The organism is Kribbella sp. NBC_01505 (genome assembly GCF_045040285.1).
Taxonomy (GTDB): domain Bacteria; phylum Actinomycetota; class Actinomycetes; order Propionibacteriales; family Kribbellaceae; genus Kribbella.
In genome coordinates this window covers 4,365,785-4,390,507 of the sequence record NZ_CP109425.1, presented here as the reverse complement: position 1 = coordinate 4,390,507, position 24,723 = coordinate 4,365,785, and the positions used below count along the sequence as shown (strand labels likewise).

Below are 24,723 nucleotides of genomic sequence, written 5' to 3'. Positions count from 1 at the left end.
ATGACCACCGCACCGCCAGGAACCCAGCTACGACAGCTCACCTTCGGATTCATGCCCGCGTACGTCGTGCGCGCGGCTGCCCAGCTCGGCATCGTGGACGCGTTCGCCGGCGTACCGCGACCGGCCAAGGAGGTCGCCGCCGAGCTCGGGCTGCCTGTCGACAGCACCCGCCGGCTGCTCCGCGCGCTGACCGCGCTCGGGTTGTTCGCCGAGCAGCAGGACGATCACTTCGAGGTGCTGCCGGAGGCCGATCTGCTGGGGCGCGAGCATCCGGCCTCGGTCCAGGCCATCGTCGCGATGTTCACCGACCCGCTGATGACGCGCGGCTGGGAGGAGTTGGCGACCGCCGTCCGGACCGGACACACGACGTTCGACGACATCTTCGGGCAGCCGTTCTTCGATCAGCTCGCCGAGGAGCCGGTGAAGTCCGCGCTGTTCAACGCGTCGATGAGCGAGGCGACCCGCGGTGTCGCGGCGACGGCGCCCTCGGCGTACGACTTCGGGCGGTTCACCTCGGTGCTCGACATCGGCGGCGGCGACGGCACCTTGCTGACCGCGATCCTGCAGGCGAACCCGAACCTGCGCGGAGCCGTCCTCGACTCGGCCGAAGGCGCCGCCCAGGCACCAGCCCGGTACGCCGAGGCCGGGCTGACCGACCGCGCCACGGTCGTGACCGGCGACTTCTTCGACGCCATCCCCGACGGCTACGACCTGCACCTGATCAAGAGCATCATCCACGACTGGTCCGACGACCGCTGCGAGCAGATCCTCCGGCTCAGCCGAGCCGCGATCCCCGCCGACGGCCGCCTGGTGATCGTCGAGCCGATCCTCCCCGACCGCGCCGAACCGGGGCTCCGGCCAGGTCTCTACCTGAGCGACCTCAACATGCTCGTCAACGTCGGCGGCCGCGAACGCACCCGCGCCGACTTCGACGCACTCCTCCAACGCTCCGGCTTCAGTCTCACCGCCATCCACGCACTCCCGCCCGAGGTCGGCTTCTGGTTGATCGAGGCCACGCCGGTCTAAAGGAGGCCTTCCAGCAGCGGACGGAAGTGATCGAAGCTGGGGGTCTGGATGGTCGGGTCCTTGGCTTCGTCGTCCCAGCGGCGGAGGGCGACAGCGTCAGTGCAGTAAGGCTCGGCTTCGAAGCGTTCGACCTGCTCCGGCGTCATCGGTCCGCCCTGCACCTGCAGGGTGTAGACCGACGCCTCCGACAACTTCGCGAAGTACTCCGGCTCGGCAGCGCACAGGTAGCGCTTGGCCGCGACATGCAGACGCACCGGCTCAGTCACCGCGGGCCCGAACCACTGGGCGAGCCACTCGGATCCGCTGTGGCTGTGGCGATTGTCGGTGCCCTGCATGAGGTCGTCGCCACTCAGCTCACCCTGGAAGTGCCCGATGTCGTGCAGCAACGCGGCAGCGACCAGAGCATCCGGCGCACCGGACTGCTGCGCGAGCAGACCGGCCTGACACATGTGCTCGGCCTGGGTGACCGCCTCGCCGAAGTAATCCTCAGCGCCCTGCCCGGCGAACAGCTCGGCAATCTGATCGATCGGGTTCACGACCGGGCCTCCAAGGTGGCCAGCGTGCTCAGCAGGCTGTCGAGATCGGCGTAACAGCCCTGGAGATGCCGCGAGCCCGACTCGGCGAACGCCGTCCGCGCGTGCAGCAGCCGCGTGTTGTCGAAGATCACGCAGTCGCCGGCCTCGAGCCGGAAGGTGAACAGCAACTCAGGCCGCAGAACGATCTCGGCGAAAGCCCGGTACGCCGTGTAGAACGCCTCGGACTGCGCAGCCGTCAATCGGAGCGCTTGCATCGACCGATTGTTGAAGCGGATCTCGCGAACCGCACCGGTGGCATCGACCTCGATCAACGGCCGGTCGGCGCGCAGGCTCGCAGTGTCGTCCGACCAGGCGAACGGCACCGGGATCGAGGTCAGGATCGCGAACGACTCCGGATCCTCGCGGCGCAGCAGATCGGCCGCCTGGAAGCCGTCGACCAGACCGGACTCACCACCGTCGACCGCATTGTCGAGACAGTGCAGCAGTTGCAGCGTCGGGACCGGATCGCGGTACGGGTTGTCGGTGTGCGGCGCGATCGCCAGGCCGGTGAAGGCGAGGTTGTTCGGCTTCGCTTCGACGCGGACGTCGAACAGCCGGCCGTAGTTCGTCTCGCGCGTGAACCCAAAGGTCTCCGCGATCCGCAACACGGTCTCCTCGACCACCGGTGTCCCGTGCAGCACGGCGAAACCGAGGTCCCGAACACCGCGCAGAACCCGGGCCCGTGTCGCCACCTCGTCGCCGTACGCCGCCCATTCCGCGACCGGCACGAGCTCAGCCACTTCAGTTGCCGACCACAACTGTTTGGCCCGCTCGGTGCGGCCGTCGCCGTGATCGGCGACGCGTTGCGCCTCGAGCCAGCTCCGGGAGAAGTCGGCCCGGTGACCATCCGGCGCGAAGGTCACCGACACGGATTCACCGGACTCAGTGACGTCGAGCAGCTCCAGCTCGGCCGGCAGATCGGTGATCCCGAACAGTTTCTGCCCGTTCCGCGGGTCGCGGCACTGTGGGCACGGACAGTTGTCCCGCAGCCAGATCGGCGGGAAGGGAGACAGGGCGGCGGACATGATCCATCCTCTCGTCAGCAACTTGGCTGTACAAGTTGTAACACGAGAAAATGAACAGCACCGCCGGTTCAGCTGAACTAACGCCCGGAATGCCAACGGGACAAGGAGTTTCGGTTCACCGAGTTCCGCACGGTGAACGCGACCTCCTGACCCAAGTAGCGGTCCTCCGACCACTCCAGGGGCGCTCCCGCCGGATCCGTCGTACGGCGGCGCTCGCGCAGCAGGGGCACCCGCGGGCGCACCGCGAGCAACCGCGCATCCTCCGCAGTCGCCGGTACGGCGTCGATGGTGTGCTCGGCATCGGCGAAGATCACGCCGAGCTCTTCCAGCCGCTCGGTGAGCGAACCTGCCGGATCCAGCCCCACCACCAACTCACCGACATGCTCGGGATACGCGGTGCGCTCGATCATCACCGGCCGGTCACCGAGCATCCGGACGCGCGTCAGGTGGTACACGTTCGCCTCATCCGTCAGCTCCAGCTGTTCGGCCTCCTCGGTGGTCGCGGCCCGATGTTCCAAGCGGGCAACGCGTCCGCCCGGCTTCTCACCGACCGACCGGGCCCAGCGCGAGAAGCTCAGCAGGTCCGCGAAGCTCTGCAGACGCGGGCCGCCCAGCACGGTCCGGCGCGCACCGCGTCGCGACGAGATCACCCCGTCCGCGGCCAGCGCCGCGAACGCTTGCCGGATCGTGCCCCGGGAGGCGTCGTACTCTGCTGCCAGCTCACTCTCCGAAGGCAGCCGCGCACCGGCCGGATACACTCCGGCTCGGATCGAGGCCTTCAGATCGGCGGCGATCGTGCGGTAGAGCGAGGCGCTGTCCGGGGCGGTCATACCGAGCAGGTTAGCGCCGGAGCGGCCGAACATGGCTGTACATCTTCTTGTACAGCCATGTTCAGCTTCGCGTCGCCGGCCCGCCCGCTTCGTTCCCGACTCTCCGGGAAGGCACACGGCGACCGGCCGGGCCGATCTCGTTCGGTGGAGGATCCATGCGTTCACGTCCGACCCTGCTCGTCGCAGGCGCACTCGCGCTTGCCCTGGGCGCCACGGCCTGCGGAGCGTCGGCCGATGCCGACGCGAAGAAGCCGTCCGCCGCGGCGAGCGCGACCTCGGCCGAGGCGGCCGGTGGGATGGACGCGCTGATCGCGGCCGCCAAGGCCGAGGGCCAGCTCAACGTCATCGCGCTGCCCCGCAACTGGGCCAACTACGGCGCCTCGATCGACAAGTTCAAGGCGAAGTACGGGCTCAAGGTCGTCGAGGCGAACCCGGAAGGCTCCAGCCAGGACGAGATCACCGCGGTCAAGCAGCTCAAGGGCCAGGACCGCGCCCCCGACGTACTGGACATCGGCGGGGCCTTCGCGATCCAGGCGGCCAAGGACGGCCTGCTCGCGCCGTACAAGGTGGCGACCTGGGCCGACATCCCGGACGGCCAGAAGGAGAGCGACGGCAAGTACGTCCAGGACTACGGCGGCCTGATCTCGATCGGGTACGACGCGGCCAAGGTGAGCCCGGCGCCGACGTCGTTCGCCGATCTGGCCAAGCCGGAGTACAAGGGCAAGGTCGCACTGAACGGTGACCCGAACAAGGCCGGCGCGGCCTTCGCCGGTGTCCAGGCCGCGTCGCTCGCGGCCGGCGGCAGCCTGGACGACATTGCCCCCGGCATCGAGTTCTTCGGCAAGCTGAAGAAGTCCGGCAACTTCCTGCCGGTCGCGGCCAGCCCGGCGACGATCCAGTCCGGCCAGACGCCGATCGTGATCGACTGGGACTACACGAACCTGTCGGCCGCGAACGAGCTCAAGGGCAAGGTCGACTGGAAGATCGCGCTGCCGTCGGACAGCAAGTACGCGACCTACTACAACCAGGCCGTCAACGCGAACGCCCCGCACCCCGCGGCCGCCCGGCTTTGGCAGGAGTGGCTGTTCTCCGACGAGGGCCAGAACCTCTTCCTGCAGGGCTCTGCCCGGCCGGTCCGGCTCGACGCGATGACCAAGGCCGGCACCATCGACAAGACCGCCGCGGCCGCGCTGCCGAAGGTCGAGGGCACCGTCGAGTTCCCGACCCAGGAGCAGGTCGACAAGGCCAAGACCACGCTGACCCAGACCTGGGCCAAGTCCGTTGGCTGATCGGCGCCGCTGGGCCGACCTGGCCGGGCTGTCGCCGTTCCTCCTGTACGTCGCTGTCTTCCTGGGCGCTCCGACCGTCGTGCTGGCGGTCGGGGCGTTCCGGGGTCCCGACGGCTGGACGCTGGAGAACCTGCATGCGGCGTTCACCGGCGTGTACGGGCAGGCCTTCGTGGTCAGCACCGAGCTCTCACTGATCAGTGCGGTCATCTCGGCAGTGGTCGGGCTCGCGGTGGCGTTCGTGATCAGCTCGGCCCCCGATGACGGTCCGCTGCGGCAGACGGTCTCGACGGCATCCGGCGTACTGGCGAACTTCGGTGGTGTGCCGCTGGCGTTCGCGTTCATCGCGGCGTTCGGTCCGGTCGGCATGGCTACGCGCTGGCTGGCCGGCAACGGGGTCGACATCAGCAGCTTCAGCCTGCATCTGTTCGACCTGAGTGGGCTGGTCGTCGTCTATCTGTACTTCCAGATTCCGCTGATGGTGCTGGTGATCCTTCCCGCGCTAGAGGGTCTGCGACCGCAGTGGGTCGAGGCCGCTCGGAGCTTGGGATCGAGCCGGTTCCAGTACTGGCGGCTCGTCGGTGGGCCGCTGCTCTTCCCGCCGTTCGCGGGTGCGCTCCTGTTGCTCTTCGCCAACAGCTTCGCGTCATACGCGACCGCCGCGGCGCTCACCAGCGGATCGATTCCGCTGGTCCCGATCCAGATCGGCCAAGTCATGTCCGGGAACGTCGCCGCAGGCCAGGAGAACGTCGGTAAGGCGCTCGGCCTCGGCGCGATCGTCCTGGTCGCCCTCGCGATGGCCGGCTACGGCTGGGCCCAGCGCAAAACCACGAGGTGGCTGCGATGACCGGGCGCAAAGTTGCCGGTGGCATCTTCCTGGCGCTGATCGGGCTGTACTTCCTGCTGCCGCTGGTCGCGGCTGTCGAGTTCAGCCTGCGCGGCACCGGGGACACGCACACGCTCGAGGTGTGGAAGACGCTGTTCCAGCAGGAGGGGTTCGTCACCAACCTGCTGACCTCGCTGAAGCTTGCCCTCGGCACCGTTGCGCTGACGCTGCTGATCATGGTGCCGACGACCACGTTGATCCATCTCCGGATGCCGCGCTTCCGCCGAACGATGGAGGCGATCTGCGTACTCCCGCTCGCGATCCCGGCCGTCGTCCTGGCCAACGGCGTCTTCGTCGCCTTCCAGGACGCGCCGCCCTGGCTGAACGGAACGCCGGTCATCCTCTGTTTCGAGTACGTCGTACTCAGCCTCCCGTTCACGTTCCGCGCGCTCGATGCGGGGTTGTCGGCGATCCCCGTGGTCGCGCTGGTCGAGGCGTCCCGGACTCTCGGTGGTGGCTGGGCGACCGCGCTGCTGCGGGTCGTCGTACCGAATCTGCGCACCGCGATCCTGAACGTGGCGATCCTGGCGGCCGCGCTCGCCCTCGGCGAGTTCACCCTCGCCAGCCTGCTCCTGCTGGACACCCTCCCGGTCTGGACGGTCTCGGCCGGACAGTCGAACGGTGCGGTCGCGACGGCCGCCTCGATGCTGATCCTGATCGTGTCCTGGGTGTTGCTCCTCGTGATGTCGGTGCTCAGCCGCCGTCGCGCCCGAACTCTGCGGAGGTCCCGATGACGGTGTTGTACAAAGAGAAGGCCGCTTCAATTAGCCTGGCCGGGATCACCCGCAGCTACGGTGCCGTCCGTGCCGTCGACGGGCTGGATCTCGAGATCGAGTCCGGCGAGCTGATCAGCCTGCTCGGACCGTCCGGCTGCGGGAAGACCACCGCCCTGCGGATCGTGGCCGGCCTGGAGCAGACCGACAGCGGCACGGTCGTTGTCGGCGGCAAGGACATCACCCGGACGCCGGCCAACAAACGCGACATGAGCATGGTGTTCCAGTCCTACAGCCTGTTCCCGCATCTCAGCGCTGCCGACAACGTCGCGTTCGGACTGCGCCTGCGCGGCGTCAAACCCGCCGTACGGCGTAGTCGCGCCGTCGAACTGCTCGAGCTCGTCTCACTGGATCATCATGCGGACCGCTACCCGTCCGAGCTGTCCGGCGGTCAGCAGCAACGAGTGGCGCTTGCCCGCGCACTGGCCGTCGAGCCCAAGGTGTTGCTGCTCGACGAGCCCCTGTCCGCCCTGGACGCGAAGGTGCGGATCCAGCTCCGCGACGAGATCCGCGCCCTCCAACGCAGGCTCGGCATCACCACCGTCTTCGTCACCCACGACCAGGAGGAGGCGCTGAGCATGTCCGACCGGATCGCAGTCATGAACGCTGGCCGCCTCGAACAATGCGGCTCCCCGGCCGAGATCTACTCGCGCCCGGCGACGCCGTTCGTGGCCGAGTTCATCGGCTCGATGAACCACGTCCCCGGCATCGCCAACGGCGCAACGGTCACCGTCACCGGCAGCCGCCTACCGCTCAGCGTCCACACCGACGGGCCAGTCACCGCCCTCATCCGCCCCGAAGCAGTCCGCCTCACCGAAGACCCCGACGGCAACACCACCATCACGACCATCAGCTTCCGCGGCCCGGTCACCCGAGTCACGGGGCGGCTCGACGACGGCACACCTATCACCGCAGACCTCCCCAGCGCCCAAGCCTCTCCCTTCACCGAAGGCAGCCGCGTCCGCCTCAGCTACGCCGAAGACCCAGTCCTCACCAAGCCCACCAACTGACATGTAGTGGCTTGCCGTCAATCGGCAGGATGCGGTGCCCGTCGCGAATGGGTTCCGCGGCGGACGCCTCGGCACAGTCAACGCACACGAGACCGAACCCGGTCGGGCGTGCACATCCAGCCCCTGCTCGATACCCACGAATCTGGTGAGCGAGACCCCGACCCGCCGCCACGACGGCGCCACCCCTACCGTCTGACGCGACTGCTTACACGGTTTCGTGATCGCTCCGGGCGCGATGTTTCCCCTTGTGGATAAGAGGTTGTGGCTGTCAGCTGATTTGCATTGACTCTCCGCGATGCATAGAATCGAACACATGTTCGACGAAGATCTGACGCTGCTTCCGACGGCCGACCTGCTGGAGTCGGCCGCCGACCACCGCGCGTTCGCCAACCGGGCGGACGCGCGAGGTCTCGAACACGCCCTGGTCTATGCCGATCGTTTCCACCCCGACGCCGGTGCCTCGCGTCCTGGCCGGCGTTCGTTCGAGGGTCGCGAACGTCCCGTGGTTCTTGGCGGTGAGGGCTGCCCGGAGATCATGGAGTTCGCGATCTCGGAGTATGCGGTCGTGCTCGGCGTCTCGCACGGGATCGGCGCCAAGATCATCGGTGACGCGCTAGCGTTGCGGCACCGGTTCCCCTTGACCTGGGCCCGGGTTCTGTCAGGTGACGCAACGCCGTGGAAGGCCTGCCGGATCGTCCGCGAGTGCGTCGACCTGTCCGAAGAAGCCGCCCGGTTCGTCGACAGCCGTGTCGCCGCACTGATCGACACCATCACTCCGTACCGCCTGGACAAGATCGTCAAGGCAGCCAAGATGCACGCCGACCCCGAAGCAGCCCACGCCGAGGCGGCCGCCAAGGTCCGCGAACGCGGCGTGTTCGTCGGCCGCTCCAACGAACACGGCACCAAGACCATCTACATCCGCACGTCGATTGGCGCGGCCGCCCGCTTCGACGCCGCCATCGACGCCCTCGGCGACGCACAGCAATCCATCGGCGATACCCGCTCCACCCAGCTCCGCCGCGCCGAAGCGGTAGGCATCATCGCCGACCCAGTCTTCGCCCAAGAACTCCTGAACCAAGCCCACCAACACCCCCACACCCCCAACCCAGACACCGCCCCAAACACCCCAGCCGAAACAGCCCCCACCACAGACGCGGACCCAAGCCCGTCAGCCGGAGCAGCATCCACCACGGATGCCGCAAACACACCAACTACAGCGGCTTCCACCCCAGGCGCCGACCCAAACACTCCAGCCCGAGCAACCTCCACCACGGATGCCGCAAACACACCAGCTGCTGCAGCCTCCACCACAGGCGCTGGCTCAAGCACGTCTGCCGGAGCAGTCTCCGGCATGGATGTCGCGAGCACGTCAGCTGCAGGAGCTTCCACCACCGGCGCCGGCCCAAGCGCTCCAGCTGCAGCGACGTCCACTACAGGGGCCGCTGCAGGCGCTGCGGCGACAGCAACCTCGGCTTCGACTGCCGGAACCTTGCCCGCTCCCACCTCAAACACTCCTGCCTCGCCCACCTCCGCAACCCCGACCTCTGCTCCGGGTGCCTACGCTCCCGAGGCACCGGCATCCGAGCCCGCCGGGCGCACTCCGACCACGAGCTCCTCGGTGCCAACTGCTCGGGATACCTCCGCTCCACAGGGCCCCGGCCCCCATGCCGTCACCTCACCCCCGAACGTCTCAACCGGCAACGTCTCACCCCCGAGCGCGTACCCCCCGTGCGCCGCCACCCCGGGTTCACTCACCCCGGCGGATGTTGACGACCCTGGTCCGGACGACGAAGCGGACCGGGACGCGCCGCACCCGAGCAGCAGCAACCTGCCCGACCCGATGGACCGTCCAGATCGCCCGCCCTACCGACTAATGGAACCGTTCGATCCTGCCTCGTGCCGCCTACCTGACGACGGCCAACCCATGGACGCCGCCGCACAACGCGCACTCGCGAGCCGGCTCGCACAAATCAAACACGATGCCTACGCCCGGCTCGCCTCCGCCGCGACCACCGACAACCCCGCGACTCCCGACGACCCCGCGACTCCCGACAACCCCGCGACTTCCGACGACCCCGCGATTCCCAAGGCTCCCGCGAGCCCAGGTGAGTCCGCGGCCCGAGGTAGTACCGCACGCTCGGGTAGCACCGCACGCCCGAGGAGTGCCGCACGTTCAAGTAGGGCTGAGGTCCGTCCAGGCAAAACCGTCATCTACGTGCACCTCACCGATAGCACCCTCGCAGCCGCCGCAGATGCCGCAGCCGCAGGTCAGGACTGTGACGGTGTTCTGCGGGTCGAAGGCAACGGTCCGCTCCTGGCCACGCAGCTCGGCGAGCTCATCGGCTACGGCCCCTACATCGTCAAGCCCGTCATCGACCTCAACGACGCCGTCTCAGTCAACTGCTACGAGGCCACCGCCCCGATCCGAGAACGCGTCAAACTCACCCACCCCGTCGAACTCTTCCCGTACGGCACCCGCGAAACCAGCGGCGCCCTCGACCTGGACCACCTCAAGCCCTACGACCCACTCGGACCGCCAGGCCAAACCAGCACCACCAACCTCATCCCGCTCAGCCGCCGCGCTCACCGACTGAAGACCCACGCACGCGGCTGGACGATCCACCGACTCAACGCCACCACCCTCGAATGGACCACACCCCACGGCTTCGTCTTCCACGTCGACCGCACCGGAACCCACCGCATCATCGAACCCGATGACCAGCCTTGCGGCTGAGCACCTCTCATCCGCGGGTCTGTAAACCGTTCGGTCTAACCCGCAACCACGGTTTCCGTGCGCTGCGATCCGGCCGGCTAGCTCGGCACGAGGCACTCACCACTGCAGCCGCTCTTACTGAAAGCAGTGGCTGGGCAGGACGGCGCGGTCGGCGACCGACGTTCCCCGTTGCCTGGGGCGGACGGTCTTGGGTTGAGGCGGATGGAGTTCCGTCGGCGACCGACGTTCCCCGTTGCCTGGGGCGGACGGTCTTGGGTTGAGGCGGATGGAGTTCCGTCGGCGACCGACGTTCCCCGTTGCCTGGGGCGGACGGTCTTGGGTTGAGGTGGATGGAGTTCCGTCGGCGACCGAGGTGGCACGTTGCCTGGGGCGGACGGTCTTGGGTTGAGGCGGGTGGAGTTCTGTCGGCGACCGAGGTCGCACGTTGCCTGCAGTTCCACGCTGTTGCTCAGCTTGGTGGAGTCCGATCGCTGGGTAGACGGTTGGTCTCGCGTCGCGGCTGGTGGCGTGAGACACCTTGCGGTTGCTGAAGACCTGTTGTCGTATCCCTCCGGCCCCCGCTCGTTGTCTCCGGCCGCCAGTGGTGGCGGGGCCGGCGGGACTGGGCCTGTTGCTCAGGTTGGTGAAAACCGATCGCTCGCTCAGGTTGGTGAAGTCCGGTCGCGGGGGAGGCGGTTGGTCTCGCGTCGCGGCTGGTGGCGTGAGACACCTTGCGGTTGCTGAAGACCTGTTGCCGTAGCCCTCCGGCCCCCGCTCGTTGTCTCCGGCCGCCAGTGGTGGCGGGGCCGGCGGGACTGGGCCTGTTGCTCAGGTTGGTGAAGTCCGATCGCTTGCTCAGCTTGGTGGAGTCCGATCGCTGGGTAGACGGTTGGTCTCGCGTCGCGGATGGTGGCGTGAGACACCTTGCGGTTGCTGGGGAACTGGTGCCATAGGTCTCCAGCCCCAGCTTCTTGTCTCCGGCCGCCAGTGGTGGCGCGGGGCCAGCGGGGCTGGGGAGTTCTACCTGTCGTTCCACATGTCGCTTTCGGGGGACACGGCTCCCCAGGCCCACCGCCCAGCCGCAGCACCTCAACCGGCTCGAACTGTGCCGGTAACCACCGCGACGGATCAGCTGGCAGGCCTCGTCATAGTCGGCCGCAACCACAGCCCGTCAGCCCAGGCAACGGGGAACCTCGGTCACCGACCGCACCATCCGGCCCAGCCACAAGCAACCCCCACCACCCTGCTCCAGTAAGACCGGCCGCAGCGGCGACCAGCCACCGCCGACCTCACCGGCCGGATCACAAACCAACCGTGACCGCAGACCACCCACTCGGGACCGCGAAACACCCTGACCAGGGCTCCCGCATGGTGTACGAGGTCGGCCAGTCAGGCCCCGTCATTCCGGAGGGATGGCTTCGTGGGTGATGGGGCTGGGGGTGCCGCGGCGGAAGGGGCGAGGGTAGTAGGTGGCCGGTTTGTCGGTGGGGAGGAGCGGCAGATCGAACGAGGTGGTGTTCGGGTCGAGGTAGGCGGCGACCTGGACCGGTTGCGCCGTACTGCGTCGCTCGAGGAGGTAGCCGTCCTCGTCGGAGCTTGTGTCGGTCCAGGTGAGCTGCACTTCGTCCTTGTGTGGCTGGGCTTTCGCGGGGTCGCCACTCGGGGCGGTGAGGGGCGTGACCCGGTAGAAGAACGTGGTACCCGGCATCAGATCGGGATGCTCGAAGGTGTGCTGATCCGGCGGCAGGAAGTCGAGGATCGTGTACGTTCCAGTCTCTTCCGTCGCGTACTCGACCATCAGGTACGCCGCGTCGGCGGGCGCGCCTGACCACTGCAGGGTCACGTCGTCCGTGACGAGGTTCGCAGTCAGCTCGAACCCCTTCTGGTGCTGGCCGCAGCCGGTCAGCACCAGAAGGACAGCCAGACCGAGGCCGGGAAGGCGCATCTATTTCCGCCAGAACTGGACACCGCTCCAGGTCGCCTGGATCGGGCCGGAGCCGCTGTCCGTTCGATACGTGCCGAACTTGTCGTAGAAGCTGCCGCCTGGGCTCGACATCGTGTGCTTGAGCGAGCCGTTGATGTAGGTGCGGTGCTGACTTCCGACCTGGTGCACGGTGTTGACGCGAACCGTCGTACCGACTGTCGCGCCGGTGGCGATCGTGTCGCCACCCACCCGGTACAGCCGGCCGCCACGCTCGACCGCGAGCATGAAGAACGGCCCGGCCGCGCTCTCGTTGAACGTCTGCTTCAGGCTGATCCGGGTGCCCGTCATCGACGTGATCCGGAACGATCCCTCGAACTGCCGGGTCCCGCTCGTGTACGTCGCGTACCGGCGCTCGGCCCGCTGATCACCACTTCCGGTGGAGCAGGTGAGCTGGAAGTTCAGTCCGCTGATCTGTCCACACCCTCGTTCCTGCTCGGTGAACGACGGCGAGTACGACGTCCATCCTCCAGGCTCCACCTGGGCATGAGCAGCCACCGGGCTGACCAGCGCCAGCAGGGCCGCGGCACACACAACGCGCAAAGTTCTCATCGCATTACCTCATCGGAGAGTCGGGGGCGGTAACTGTCCGCGTACGCGAGCTCACCGTAGGGCAACCGCTTACCCGTCAGCTAGTGCCAGGAGTGGGATTTTTTGGAACTAAGTTCCATACCAGTGAACCGCAGGTACGGCACCGAGAAGCTGGTAGGTTTCGGGCCTTTCCGGTACGACGGGAGACGGCGTGAGCGCTTGGGATGCCGTACTGCCAAGGCTAGCGGCCCGAACGGCGGGCCCTCACCTTCTCAGTCCAGCGCTGGCTCAAGACCTGAGCACTACGCGCCGCGGGACTCGGCGACGCGGCGCAGCCAGTAGCGGAACCAGGCCGGGCCGTAGGGGACGTAGACCCTGGTGGCGATGTCGCGCTCGCGAAGGTCCGCGAGCACGTCGGGGCGGATCCCGAGCAGCTGCTCGACCGGCACCTTGCCCAGGGCAAGCAGCACGGCCTCGCGGAGGCGCCCGTCGTGGGTCGCGAGTGACCAGTCGGCACCACGTTCGGCGAGCTGATGAGCCAATCGCAGATACGCGACATCCGTCGGTTCACCGTATGCATGCGCTCCGGAACGCTCGACGTACGCGCCCTTCACCAACCTGATCTGTACGCCGGCCTCGGCCAGCGCGTCGATGTCGTCGGGCGATCGTTCCAGGTTCGCCTGGACGGTCGCGCCGAGGCGGTCGCCGAGCCCACGACTCGCAACTTCGAGCACACACTCACGAATCCGGTCGGTCCGGCCGGTGTCCTCGGCCCCGATCTGCAGCCTCCGACCGGCAGGCAAGGCCAGCGCGATCCGCGCCACCCGGCCGGCCGCACCCATCGGATCCACGTCAACCGCCAGATGCGACAGATCCAGCGACAACCAAGCAGTCGTCAGCTTCGCCAGCTCCAGATACTCATCGACGACCCGATCCGCATCATCGGGATCCGTCGACAGCTCACCGAACAGGTCGATACTCGCCTCATGACCGAGCGCGAGCTGCGCCTCGACCACTTGCAACGCCTCGTCCCGAGTCCGGCCCGCGACGTACCGCGAAGCCGCCCGCCAGGCCTGCTCCTCCCCACCCGGCAGCCCCTTCACCACCTGCTCGAGTCGATCATTCGTGGCCAGCTTGAACAGCACCGCTCGATCCCAACGCATGACCCGAGTCTGCCAGCGCTCGTCGACAGTTCCAGCGCTCTTGTCCAGGAGTCTCATTTCCGCGCCCGTCCGGGCAGATTGTCCGTGCCCGCGGTTACAGCGGGTCGTCATCCGTCTCACGCCGGAGCGGATCCTCGATCACACCTGAGGCAGGACGAGCGTCAAACGTGCTCCACCGGTCGGCGTCTCCGATGCTGTCACAGTGCCGTCGTGGTGGAGCGCGATCTCGTGGGCGATCGCCAGCCCGAGGCCGGCTCCACCGGCGTCGCGGCTACGCGCCTCGTCCAGCCGGGTGAACCGCTCGAACACCCGCTCCCGATCCGGCTCCGGAATCCCGGTCCCGTCGTCATCCACCCGCAGTACGACGTTGCCGTCCTGCTGTTCGATGCTCACGGCAACCATGGTGCGCGTGTGCCGGATCGCGTTGTCGATCAAGTTGCGGACCAACCGGTCGAGCTGCGCGGCCTCCCCGGGCACCAGCACGGACTCAGCCGCATCGAACGCGAGCTCCGGCCCCTCATCCACGCGCCTCGCCAGTTGACGCCGTACCAGCTCGGCGAGGTCGACGGGCTCATGCTTCGTCATGGGCTCGGCGTCGAGCTTGGCCACCAGCAACAGGTCGTCGGCCAACTGCTGCAGGCGCCGGGTCTCTTCGATGGCGGTGTCGCTCACCCGCGGCCAGTCGGCCCGATCCGGATGCGCGTTCGCCACCTCGAGAATCGCGCGCAGACTGGCGATCGGGCTGCGCAGTTCGTGTGCCGCGTCGGCGACGAACCCGCGCTGCTGCTCGGCCGCCACCTCCAGCCGACCCAGCGTCTCATTCAACGTGGTGGCCAGCCGGGCCACCACGTCACCCGTCGGCGGCACCGGCACCCGCTCGTGCAGATTCCGCTGGCTGATCGCTGCCGCCTGCGCCCGCATCCGTTCCACGGGTCGGAGGGCGGTCCGGGTGCCGACGTACGCGCCCAGCATGATCAGCAGCACCGCCAGCGGCAGCGCCGGTTTCAGTACCCGGTCCACATCCGCGACAGCATCCTCAGCCTCGAACGGCAGCACGAACACCGTGATCGCCACGGCTCGAGGATCGGTCATATCCCTGGCCGGCTCGCCGCGCCATCTGAAGTCCTTCAGTAGCCACACCCGGCGGAAGATCTCAACGCGCTGACCGGTCATTCTCTTGATGAGAGCGCAACGGTCGGAGATGTGCGGGTCCTGACACAGCATTGACTCCTGCGCCTCGTGCTTGGCATCGGGCGAGCCGATGGTGACGTAATGCCCGCCGAGCCACTCCGACTCCTCCCCGGACAAGGGCACAGGTTGGAGCGGGCGAGTGTGCCCCTGGAACGGCCACAACTGGTTGCCCGAGTCCCAGAGTTCGCCCTTGTCGTCGACGATCTCGAACACGTCGTCGGTGGCCGGATGCTCGAGGGACATCGGGGTTCGGGAGGTGCCTTTGATCACTTCGGTCTCGCCCACGAGCATGTTCATCGTCAGCCGGGCCCGCTTCTGCAGAACCTCGTAGCGTGACGTGTAGACCTCGTGGCGGATCCAGAAGGCGAACCCACCCGCGAGCAGCGCGCTGACCAGGCCGGCCACGACGGTGACTCGGGCAGCGGTCGAGAACCTAGGCACGCGTGCTCCCCGTCAAGCGGTAGCCCATGCCGCGGATGGTCTCCAGCGTCCGGCGGCCGAACGGCTGGTCGATCTTGCGGCGCAATGCACTCACGTGAACCTCGACCACATTCACATCCCCGTCGTAGTGCGCATCCCAGACCTGGTCCAGGATCTCGCGTTTCGTCACGACCACGTCGCGCCGCCGGACCAAGCACTCCAGGATCGCGAACTCCCGCGCGGTCAGCTCGATCGTCGCCTCGCCCCGGCGACACGTCCGGGCGGCCGGGTCGATCACCAGGTCACCGACCTCCAACTCGGCCCGGACCGAGCCGCTGCGCCGCAACAACGCGCGGATCCGCGCGACCAGCACGACGTACGAGAAAGGCTTGGTCAGGTAGTCGTCCGCGCCGGTGTCCAGCCCTTCGGCCTGGTCGTACTCGCCGTCCTTGGCCGTCAGCATCATGATCGGAGTGGTGACGCCGGTACGGCGAAGGCTTTCGCAGACGCGGAATCCGTTCAGCCCGGGCAACATCACGTCGAGGATGATCGCGGCGTACTCGTTCTCCTCCGCGGCCCACAACGCGTCCGGCCCGGTGTGCACGACGTCGACGGTGAAGCCGTGGGACTCCAGTCCCCACTTCACCGCCGCCGCGAGCCGCCGCTCGTCCTCCACCACCAGTAACCGCACGGGTCAAGGTTCGCACGCTCCGCGGATCATCCTGAAGAACGCTTCAGCTTGCTTCAGGTTCTCTTGGGTACGTCGTTTGAATACTCCGGGGCATGATGCTGCTCCGAGCCGACCGATTCACCCGTTCCGCCGTACCGATCGCCGACTACCGTGCACGGGCGTGGCCTGCCGCCGTACTGGCAAGTGGGTTCGCCATCGTGAACACGTGGTTCGTACTGATGCAGCATCGGTCGTTCCGCACCGGCGCCTTCGATCTCGGCATCTTCGACCAGGCCGTTCACAGCTATGCCCACGGGCACCTACCGGTCTCGACGATCCGCGATCCGAACCTCGTTCTGCTCGGCGACCACTTCCACCCGATATTGATGCTCCTGGCACCTTTCCATCGGCTGTTTCCGACGGCCGAGACGTTGCTGGTTGCTCAGGCGTTGTTCTTCGCGGTCTCGGTCTTTCCGATCGCACGGTTGGCCAGTACGACGCTCGGCAACCGGATCGGCCTGGTCATCGGGGCCTGCTACGGCCTGTCCTGGGGATTGCTGAACGCGATCACCTTCGACTTCCACGAGGTCGCGTTTGCCGTTCCCCTGCTGGCTTTCGCGCTCACTGAATTCCTGCATGGCCATCCCGGTCGCGCGGTGGCGATCGCGGCCCCGCTGGTGCTGGTCAAGGAGGACCTCGGCCTGACGCTCGCCGTACTGGGCTTCCTGATCGCGCTGCGCCCCGAGACCCGTCGTCTCGGAGTTTGGACCGCGATCGGCGGCACCGCCGCTTCGTTGCTCAGCGTGTTCGTGATCATCCCGGCATTCAGTGCCTACGGCACCTATCGCTACCTCGGTACAAGCGGTCTGATGGCTGGCGACTTGTTCAGCTGGGACAAGCTCTGGCTGGTCGCATTGCTCTTGCTGCCAACGCTTTTCATAGCCCTCAGGTCGCCGATCGTTCTGCTGCTGTTGCCGACACTGGCCTGGCGGCTGGGTAGCACGTACGTCCTCTACTGGATCCCGACGTTCCACTACGACGCCGTACTGATGCCGATCGTCTTCTGCGCGCTCATCCACGGCCTCGCCCTCCTGCGTCCGCATCTGTTGGGACGCCGGCGGCGACTGCTCCGGCCGCTCATAGCGACCGGACTGGCAATCAGCTGTCTCAGCTTCTTCCTCCATTCCGCAGCCTCCAATGGACCGGGCCAACCCGCCGAGTTCGCCGCCGCGGCCAACCGGCTGATCGACCGGATCCCGGACAACAGCACGGTCAGCACGACCAGCACGATCGCGCCGCATCTGACCTCGAAGGCGGACGTCTACCTGCTCAAGTCCAACCTCTCGACGGAATGGACGCTCGCGCCGTACGACGATCCTGAACTCAGTTATCGACTCGCCGACCTGGTCATCCGCGACGACGCCCTGCTGCTGATGCACCATCCGGATTCGACGGTCCGGCCGCTGCACAGCCGCTGACGCCGATCCCGTTGCGGGGGTGGGCAACCACTTTTGGCGGGGCTAGGGTCGCTGGTAGCACCTACCGGACCGCCCCCTGGAGGCCATGCTCATGCGTCGTCGTACCGTGCTGGGCTCGATCGTCGCCGCGCCGCTGAGCGCCGCCGTACTGGGTCAGACCTCACCTGCCGCCGCCGCGGCCTCGACGATCGACCCGCGGGTGGACTGGGGTGCGTGGGAGGGGTGGGGTACGTCGCTGTGCTGGTGGGGGAAGGCGCACGGGAATCGCGACGACCTGGCGGACATCTTCTTCACCCGGAACAACGTCGACTATCAAGGTACGACGTTGCCCGGGCTCGGGCTGACGATCGCGCGTTACAACGCCGGCGCCTGCTCAACGAAGCCGATCAACGGGGAGTCGATGGTTCGCTCGCCGAAGATCGGTGACCCGCGGCAGGTGGACGGCTACTGGCTCGACTGGTTCAGCGCGGACCCGTCGTCGGCGAGCTGGAACTGGTACGTCGACAGCGCGCAGCGCAACCTGATGTGGAAGGCTCGCGACCGTGGGGTGAACCGGATCGAGCTCTTCTCGAACTCGCCGATGTGGTGGATGTGCCAGAACCACAACCCGTCCGGCGCGGCCAACGGCGGCGACAACCTGCAGACCTGGAACCACCAGCAGCACGCCGTCTACCTGGCGACAGTCGCCCGCTACGCGCACGACCACTGGGGTGTCGACTTCGCCTCGGTCGAACCGTTCAACGAACCCGACGGCACCTGGTGGCGGGCCGACGGTACCCAAGAGGGTTGCCACTTCGAGCCGGCCACGCAGCGCCCGGTCATCAACGCCCTCCGCGCCGAACTGAACGCCCGCGACCTCGGCTGGATGCCGATCGCCGGCTCCGACTGCAACAGCTACGACGCCGCCCTCTCCACCTGGAACAGCTTCGACAGCACCACCCGCGGCAACGTCGCCCGCATCAACGTCCACGGTTACCAAGGCAGCGGCGGCCGCCGCGACCTCCTGTACGCCGCCGCAAAGTCCGCCGGCCGCAAGATCTGGAACTCCGAGTACGGCGAAGGTGATGCCTCCGGACTGTCGCTGGCCAGCAACCTCAACCTCGACTTCCGCTGGCTGCACCCGACCGCCTGGGTCTACTGGCAAGTCGTCGACGGCGGCGGCTGGGGCCTCATCCAGGACAACGGCAACAACACCACCGGCGCCATCAACCCCAAGTACTACGTCCTCGCCCACTACACCCGTCATATCCGCCCCACCATGCGCATCCTCGACGGCGGCAACCCCAACACCATCGCCGCCTACGACCCCACCACCCGCAAACTCGTCATCGTCGCCCTCAACACCGGCCCCGCCGCCTACCTGGACTTCGACCTCTCCAAATTCACCAAACCCTCCACCGACGGCGCCCCCATCCCCCGCTGGTCCACCACCCCCGGCACCACCCACTACCAACCCGCCCAAGACACCACCATGCACGGCCCCCGCTTCTGGTCCTGGTTCCCCACCAACACCATCCAAACCTTCGAAGTCCCCGACGTAACCCTCTAAGCCGTACCAACGAACGGGTAGTAGTAGCCCCCAACAGCCCGATCTCCCCGCGCCGACGCCTGGGGATGCGAGTCGGCCGGGACCACTACCCGTCGGCCGGTACGCGATAGCCTGCGCCGGTGACTGACGACTCGCTGAGATTCGAGATCGAAGCCGATCTCGACGTACCGACCGGCGAACTCACTGTCAGCAGTCCCAGCCTCCACCCCGACGCCCCCGACCCTGGGCCATGTAGCCGCAGACCTATGAACTGCTGACCAGGTGTGTGGTGGGTTTGTAGCGTTTGGCGAGCTGGAGGATCAGGATGGCGAAGAGGATGGTCATGGTCATGTCGATCAGGGCGTAGTGCCAGGGGAGGTCGGCGGCGGTTTCTTCGGAACCGAGGCCGCCGGTGTAGGCGGCGGCGATGCCCATGGCAACCAGGTTGTTGGTTACGTGCAAGGCGATTGCGGCTTCTAGGCCGCCCGTTCGGATGGTGAGCCAGCCTAGGACGAGGCCGAAGACGGTGAGGTCGGCGAAGCCCCAGGGGGTGCCCCAGCCGTGGGCGGCGGCGAAGAGCAGGGCCTGCGGGATGATGATCAGGATGGGGCGACGGAGCAACGATCCGGCGGCTTGCAGGAACCAGCCGCGGCAGATGAACTCTTCGGCCGCTGCCTGCAGAGGGACGAGCACGACCAGCATGCCGATGCTGAGGGCGAACGTTCCCCAGCCCACCCAGGACCCCTCGGACGGTGCATCGGGATTGGTCAAGGCCTCCACGCCGGCCAGCGCACCCAGGCTGATACCGAAGACCACCGCGGCAACAGCGAAACACCGACCCAGCCACGGCAGCCGCAGTCGGCCGGTCACCGAGGTGATCGAGCTCCATTTGCGCCGCTGCACCCACCAGAGGGTCAGCGCCAGCGCGGGGAGCAGAATCGCCAGCGATGCAAGGGAGAGCGCCATCGTGACGATATCGCCGAAGACCCGCATCCCGTCCTTGTCGACCGGGAGATCCAGTGCCGCGCCGATCGCCTCGCTCGGGCCAATCAGCAGCATTATCCCGACCATGCCCAGGCCGAGCAGGACGAAGGTGCCGACGATCGGCCGCCACCAGTTGTGCCGGCCGGTCACCCGCGCGAGCTGGTCATAGCTGACAGGCTCAACGGTCTGCGGGACCTGGGCCGGGGCGGGTGCTGCCGAGTACGCGATTGTCATGTCCCCAGAATGGAGATGGGCGCTCGAATCCGCGTCGGCCATCAGCACGATCGCCGCCTCTATCGCTGGGTAGAGACGACCGGTCGCCGGGTAGAGACACCCTATGCTTTGGCTCTGATGGAACACGTCCGCAACTGGCTGCTGCCGATCGTCCTGGGCCTCGGATGGATCGCCGTGTCGTCCAACCTCTCAGCCTGGGCAGGCCAACCGCTCAGCAACGAGGAGTTCGTCGCCGGTGCCGCAGCCTCAGCGGTGGCGGCGATCGCGCTCGGCTTCCGCCGCCGCGCGCCGCTCCCGACGCTCGGCGTGGTGATCGCCGTACTGGCCGTCGGCCATCTCGCCACCCCACCGGACGCGCTGAACATCGTCCCGGCCGAAATAGTTGCCTTGTACTCCGTAGCCGTCCGCTGCGCGCCGATCGTCAGCTGGTACGCGACCGGCGTACTGGCCGTCGTCCAGACTCTGACGTCCCTGCTGGACTACGGCCCGGGCGAGGACTTCCTCGTCGAGGCCGCCACCAACCTCATCTTGTACGTCGCCATCCTGGGAACCGGGCAGAACCGCCACCGCCGACTCGCCACCCGCGACGACATGGCCCGGCAGATCACCGACGCCGAAGCCGGCCGGCAGGATGCGGCTGCGGCCGAACGCCGCCGGCTCGCCCGTGAGCTGCACGACGTCAGCGCCCACCACCTTACCTCGATCGTCGTCACCGGTACGGCGGCCGAGCGGCTGGCCGGCAGCCGCCCCGAACTCGCCACCGAGGCACTCACCTACGCCGCGAGCACCGGCCACGAAACCCTACGGTCGCTGCATCAGTTGGTAGCAATGCTGGAGACAGGCGAGCGTGACCAGTCCGAGCCGCTCAGTGCCCGGATCACCGGTCTGGCCGAGGCCTTCACGCGGCTGGGACAGCAGGTCGTGGTCGATGTCGCGCCCGACCTGTCCGGGCCGGTCGCCGAGGCGGTCTTCGGCATTGTCCGAGAGTCCCTGACCAATACGCTCCGGCATGCACCCGGCGCCGCCGTACGGGTGCTGGTCACTCGTGCTGGCGACCAGATCGACGTACTGGTGGAGAACGGTCAAGCGACCGGTACGGCGGCGTCCGGCCAAGGTGGTCAGCGTGGCGTCACTGGGATGAAGGACCGTGCCAAGGCGGCCGGTGGGACGCTCAGCGCAGGCCCTGGACCGGACGGCGGTTGGCAGGTACGCGCCAGCCTCCCGCCAGGGATCGCCAGCACCGCACCGCGCGAGGGCGTGCGGTGGCGAGACCGGTTGCTGTCGGAATCCGGCGTACTGCTCGCCGTCTCGCTAGCGGCCGTCGGCGGCACGATCGGGTTCCTCGCCGAGACCCGGCCGGCGCCCGATGCGGCGACGATCAGCCTCGCGATCCTGCTCGCCCTGGTCCCCGGCATGATCCTGCTCGGCCGCCAGGACCGACCCTGGATCACGCTCATCGGCGTAGTCGTCGCATCCTGGCTCTGGCCGCTCGCGATCGGCCTCAGCTGGCTACCCGACTCGCTCGCGCCATCGCTGGGGTTCTGCCTCCTGGCGCCCGCAGCCGCCGTCTATGCAGTCGCCGCGTACGGCGGTGATCCGGGGGTGAGCTGGACCTCGATCCTCATCGCCGGCGCCGGCTACGGCCAGGCGGCGGGCGCGCTCGTGGCCCTGGCACCAGCCGCGGACGACCCGTCCGACCCGGGCTTTCCGGCGTTCATGGGTTTGCTGGTCAGCGTCGTACTGGCGTTTCCGCTGTTGGCCTGCTGGTTTGCCGGAGCCCTGGTTCGGCGGCGGAGAATCGCCCGGCTGGACCATACGGGTGAGACCCTCGCTCAACTCGTGTATGCGACCGAGCTCGAGGTCCACACCGAACGTCAGCGGATCGCCGCCGGCCTGCACCACAGCGTCCTGACCCGTACCCATCAGATGATCGCTCTCGCCGAGGCCGGGGATCTGGAAGGCGTCACCGCCGAGGCGCGCTCGGCGTTGACCGCGATGCGCGAGCTACTCGCCACACTCGACGAGGCCGGCGCCCCCGCCCCTCGTTCGCCAGCTGAGAAGGAGCATTCCTGATGCCGGTCCGGGTCCTGATCGTCGACGACCAGACAGTCGTCCGCGCCGGCTTCGCCGCGATCGTGGACGCCGAACCCGATCTGACCGTCGTGGGCCAAGCGGGTGACGGCGCCGAGGCAGTCGCACTGGCGGCCGAGCTCGACCCTGACGTCGTACTGATGGATATCCGGATGCCCGGGCTCGACGGCCTCTCCGCAACCCGCTTGCTCACCGAGCGCGGCGAGCGGCCTCGGGTGCTCGTCCTCACCACCTTCGATCTCGACGAGTACGTCTACGAGGCGCTCCGCTCCGGCGCCTCCGGCTTCCTCCTCAAGGACGCCCAGGCCGACGACCTGCTCACCGCGATCCGGGTGGTGGCTGCTGGTGACGGCATGCTTGCCCCCGCCGTGACCGGCCGCCTGATCCAGGCCTTCGCCGCCGGCGCCCCGACCTCCAGCACTGCCGAGGCCCTCGCCACGCTGACTCCCCGCGAGCGCGAAGTGCTCACCCTGATCGCCGCCGGCCTCACCAACGCTGAGATCGCCGACCGGCTAGGCGTCACAGTCGGTACGACGAAGACTCACGTCAACGCGTTGCTCACCAAGCTCGGCGCCCGCGACCGCGTCCAGGCGACGATCATCGCGTACGACCTCGGTCTGGTCCGCCCACGAGCGCGGTGACGTAGGCGTCGAGTCGCTCAGCCACGACTCGCGTAGTCAGGTCCGTCCGCCCAGCGTCCCGCCACGGCTTTGAGACGGCGTCCAGTTCTTCCGAGAAAGACAGCGCGTCCCGAACCTGCCAATACAAATCTTTCAGCTTCCCGCCAGCCTCCTGATAGGCCTCGGCAAGCCGCAGCCCCCACTCCGGACCGTGCACCAGCGCCAGATTGGTCGCGCAGTGCGCGACATCGAGATCGGCCGGGCCCCAACACGGACCGGCCCAGTCGACGACGCCCGTGATCCGCGCGCCGTCGAACAACACGTTGCCTGGGTGAAAGTCCCGGTGCAGAAAACATCCCTCGTACGGCGGCGCCGGCTGCCGGAGCATGTCGATCGCGGTACCCCAGATCGCCGGGTCGGCGCCCTCGGGAATCACCACGGTGTCAGCGGTCGTCAGCGTCACAAACGTCGGCGGACGCTCGGCCGGTCGCAGCGCGTGGATCGCCACGAGCTGCCTCGCCAACAGTGGAACGCGCGTCTCGACTCCCTCGTCATCGAGCACCGTGCGCCCGGGCAGATACGTCATCAGGAGCGACGGGTACTCGCACTGCGCACCCGTCGGATCAACCGCAACCAGCTCAGGCGCAGTCACCCCGGTCTCCACGAGCAGGGTCAGAGCAGCCGCCTCCCGATTCAGCCAGTCCTCGGCATCCGGCTCGCTGACGACACTTCGCAGTACCAGCTCCCTGGTACTCCCATCCCTATTGCCGATAGTCAGCCGGCGCATCTCAGCCGTGATGCCCCCGTGCAACGCCACGGCCCCGACGAGCCGCTCGCCAACCTCCAACTGCCGCTCCACCCACTCCACGGTCAACGGCCGAACCCCATCACGTTCATCCACCCAGCCAGCACATCACCCGCACCCCGCCGTACGCGAATGTTTATCGGGCCCCTGGGGGTTCCCATAGTCCAGCGCTGCTCGAGGCGCCCTACTGCCGCCAGGAGGCCGTCGCACTGCTTGCCCTCAGCAACGAATCGGAGCTTCGCCGTCGCACACCCAGGCGGCTCCACCCCGCCCACCACTAGAAACCACGTGCGATCCACCCCGGTGGCTCCCTACCCTCCAACCATGGAGCTTCGCGAAGAACAGCCGACCGACAGAGCCGCCGTACGGGACCTTCACCTCGAGGCCTTCGGCGACCACGGCCCCCTGGTAGCCGACCTGACCGACGCCCTCCGCGACACCATCGACCCGCTCTCCCTGGTAGCCGTCCACGACGGCCAACTAGCCGGCCATGCCCTCTTCACCCGCAGCCTCCTGGACGCCCCCAAACGCCTAGTAGACGTCCAAGTCCTAAGCCCCCTGGCCGTCCTACCCGCCCTCCACAACCGCGGCATCGGCTCGTCCCTGGTCCGCCACGGCCTCGCGATCCTCGCCGACCGCGACGTCCCCGTCGTCTTCCTGGAAGGCGACCCCCGCTACTACTCCCGCCTAGGCTTCACCCCCGGCGCCGACCAAGCCTTCCGAAAGCCCTCCCTCCGCATCCCAGACGCCGCCTTCCAAGCCATCCGCCTCCCCGCCTACCAACCCTGGATGACCGGCACCCTCGTCTACGCACCCCCCTTCTGGCACCACGACGCAGTAGGCCTCCGAGACCCCAACGCCTAGGAGCTCTCTTGCTCCCGCGCCTCGCGCCGCCGGGCCCGA

Annotated in this window: 21 protein-coding genes; 11 read left to right on the top strand and 10 right to left on the bottom strand. The window is 67.7% G+C overall.

All coding sequences use genetic code 11. The features are described 5' to 3' along the window. Entirely contained in the window at positions 1-1,026 is a 1,026-nt protein-coding gene (locus tag OG474_RS20770) for a methyltransferase (RefSeq protein ID WP_405063998.1), read from the top strand. Here the strand turns inward: OG474_RS20770 and OG474_RS20765 are convergent. The 3 genes from OG474_RS20765 to OG474_RS20755 form a co-directional block, all read right to left on the bottom strand. Then, positions 1,023-1,562, bottom strand: coding sequence for a phosphonate degradation HD-domain oxygenase (locus tag OG474_RS20765; protein ID WP_405063997.1), 540 nt, complete (start codon positions 1,560-1,562; stop codon positions 1,023-1,025). The two genes, OG474_RS20770 and OG474_RS20765, sit on opposite strands and share 4 nt — an antisense overlap. Then, positions 1,559-2,626, bottom strand: coding sequence for a TauD/TfdA family dioxygenase (locus OG474_RS20760; protein ID WP_405063996.1), 1,068 nt, complete (start codon positions 2,624-2,626; stop codon positions 1,559-1,561). The genes OG474_RS20765 and OG474_RS20760 overlap by 4 nt, the downstream gene beginning before the upstream one ends. A gap of 77 nt (positions 2,627-2,703) precedes the next feature. Then, positions 2,704-3,456, bottom strand: a complete 753-nt coding sequence (locus OG474_RS20755) for a GntR family transcriptional regulator (protein WP_405063995.1) — start codon at positions 3,454-3,456, stop codon at positions 2,704-2,706. A 155-nt stretch (positions 3,457-3,611) separates the two neighbouring features. Between OG474_RS20755 and OG474_RS20750 the strand changes: the two genes are divergently transcribed. The 5 genes from OG474_RS20750 (at position 3,612) to OG474_RS20730 (ending at position 10,145) form a co-directional block, all read left to right on the top strand. Next, the gene (locus OG474_RS20750; protein WP_405063994.1) at positions 3,612-4,745 is read left to right on the top strand and encodes an extracellular solute-binding protein; all 1,134 of its coding nucleotides are present in this window, start codon (positions 3,612-3,614) and stop codon (positions 4,743-4,745) included. Then, entirely contained in the window at positions 4,738-5,589 is an 852-nt protein-coding gene (locus tag OG474_RS20745) for an ABC transporter permease (protein WP_405063993.1), read from the top strand. Before OG474_RS20750 ends, OG474_RS20745 begins: the two co-directional genes overlap by 8 nt. Next, on the top strand, positions 5,586-6,362 hold the full coding sequence (locus OG474_RS20740; RefSeq protein WP_405063992.1) for an ABC transporter permease subunit: 777 nt from the start codon (positions 5,586-5,588) through the stop codon (positions 6,360-6,362). Before OG474_RS20745 ends, OG474_RS20740 begins: the two co-directional genes overlap by 4 nt. Continuing rightward, positions 6,359-7,411 carry an ABC transporter ATP-binding protein gene (locus tag OG474_RS20735; RefSeq protein ID WP_405063991.1) on the top strand — a complete coding sequence of 351 codons (1,053 nt, stop codon included), beginning with the start codon at positions 6,359-6,361 and terminating at the stop codon, positions 7,409-7,411. The genes OG474_RS20740 and OG474_RS20735 overlap by 4 nt, the downstream gene beginning before the upstream one ends. Positions 7,412-7,724: 313 nt before the next feature. Further along, a complete protein-coding gene (locus tag OG474_RS20730; RefSeq protein WP_405063990.1) occupies positions 7,725-10,145 on the top strand; it encodes a hypothetical protein in 2,421 nt (806 codons plus the stop codon). A 1,378-nt stretch (positions 10,146-11,523) separates the two neighbouring features. Here OG474_RS20730 and OG474_RS20725 read toward each other — a convergent pair. From OG474_RS20725 to OG474_RS20705, 5 genes are all read right to left on the bottom strand, one after another. Then, positions 11,524-12,069: a hypothetical protein gene (locus tag OG474_RS20725; protein WP_405063989.1), complete on the bottom strand. Its 546-nt coding sequence runs from the start codon at positions 12,067-12,069 to the stop codon at positions 11,524-11,526. Beyond that, positions 12,070-12,657 carry a hypothetical protein gene (locus OG474_RS20720; RefSeq protein WP_405063988.1) on the bottom strand — a complete coding sequence of 196 codons (588 nt, stop codon included), beginning with the start codon at positions 12,655-12,657 and terminating at the stop codon, positions 12,070-12,072. It lies immediately after the preceding gene. Between the two features lie 281 nt (positions 12,658-12,938). Continuing rightward, entirely contained in the window at positions 12,939-13,799 is an 861-nt protein-coding gene (locus tag OG474_RS20715) for a proline dehydrogenase family protein (RefSeq protein ID WP_405063987.1), read from the bottom strand. A gap of 138 nt (positions 13,800-13,937) precedes the next feature. Further along, entirely contained in the window at positions 13,938-15,431 is a 1,494-nt protein-coding gene (locus OG474_RS20710; RefSeq protein WP_405063986.1) for a sensor histidine kinase, read from the bottom strand. Further along, the gene (locus tag OG474_RS20705) at positions 15,424-16,101 is read right to left on the bottom strand and encodes a response regulator transcription factor (protein WP_405063985.1); all 678 of its coding nucleotides are present in this window, start codon (positions 16,099-16,101) and stop codon (positions 15,424-15,426) included. Before OG474_RS20705 ends, OG474_RS20710 begins: the two co-directional genes overlap by 8 nt. Positions 16,102-16,193: 92 nt before the next feature. Between OG474_RS20705 and OG474_RS20700 the strand changes: the two genes are divergently transcribed. Continuing rightward, the gene (locus OG474_RS20700) at positions 16,194-17,558 is read left to right on the top strand and encodes a DUF2079 domain-containing protein (RefSeq protein ID WP_405063984.1); all 1,365 of its coding nucleotides are present in this window, start codon (positions 16,194-16,196) and stop codon (positions 17,556-17,558) included. Positions 17,559-17,649: 91 nt separating this feature from the next. Then, positions 17,650-19,107, top strand: coding sequence for a glycoside hydrolase (locus OG474_RS20695; RefSeq protein WP_405063983.1), 1,458 nt, complete (start codon positions 17,650-17,652; stop codon positions 19,105-19,107). A 243-nt stretch (positions 19,108-19,350) separates the two neighbouring features. Here the strand turns inward: OG474_RS20695 and OG474_RS20690 are convergent, their stop codons facing one another. Beyond that, complete coding sequence (locus OG474_RS20690) at positions 19,351-20,304, bottom strand: CPBP family intramembrane glutamic endopeptidase (protein WP_405063982.1); 954 nt, start codon at positions 20,302-20,304, stop codon at positions 19,351-19,353. A gap of 117 nt (positions 20,305-20,421) precedes the next feature. Between OG474_RS20690 and OG474_RS20685 the strand changes: the two genes are divergently transcribed. Both OG474_RS20685 and OG474_RS20680 read left to right on the top strand, forming a co-directional pair. Continuing rightward, the gene (locus OG474_RS20685; RefSeq protein ID WP_405063981.1) at positions 20,422-22,377 is read left to right on the top strand and encodes a histidine kinase; all 1,956 of its coding nucleotides are present in this window, start codon (positions 20,422-20,424) and stop codon (positions 22,375-22,377) included. Beyond that, a complete protein-coding gene (locus tag OG474_RS20680; RefSeq protein WP_405063980.1) occupies positions 22,377-23,036 on the top strand; it encodes a response regulator in 660 nt (219 codons plus the stop codon). The genes OG474_RS20685 and OG474_RS20680 overlap by 1 nt, the downstream gene beginning before the upstream one ends. On the opposite strand, the gene OG474_RS20675 is transcribed toward OG474_RS20680, so the two are convergent. Continuing rightward, on the bottom strand, positions 22,993-23,916 hold the full coding sequence (locus tag OG474_RS20675; RefSeq protein ID WP_405063979.1) for a phosphotransferase family protein: 924 nt from the start codon (positions 23,914-23,916) through the stop codon (positions 22,993-22,995). The two genes, OG474_RS20680 and OG474_RS20675, sit on opposite strands and share 44 nt — an antisense overlap. Positions 23,917-24,144: 228 nt before the next feature. Here OG474_RS20675 and OG474_RS20670 point away from each other — a divergent pair, with 228 nt between their 5' ends. Continuing rightward, positions 24,145-24,684, top strand: coding sequence for a GNAT family N-acetyltransferase (locus OG474_RS20670; RefSeq protein ID WP_405063978.1), 540 nt, complete (start codon positions 24,145-24,147; stop codon positions 24,682-24,684). The last annotated feature ends 39 nt before the right edge of the window (positions 24,685-24,723 follow it).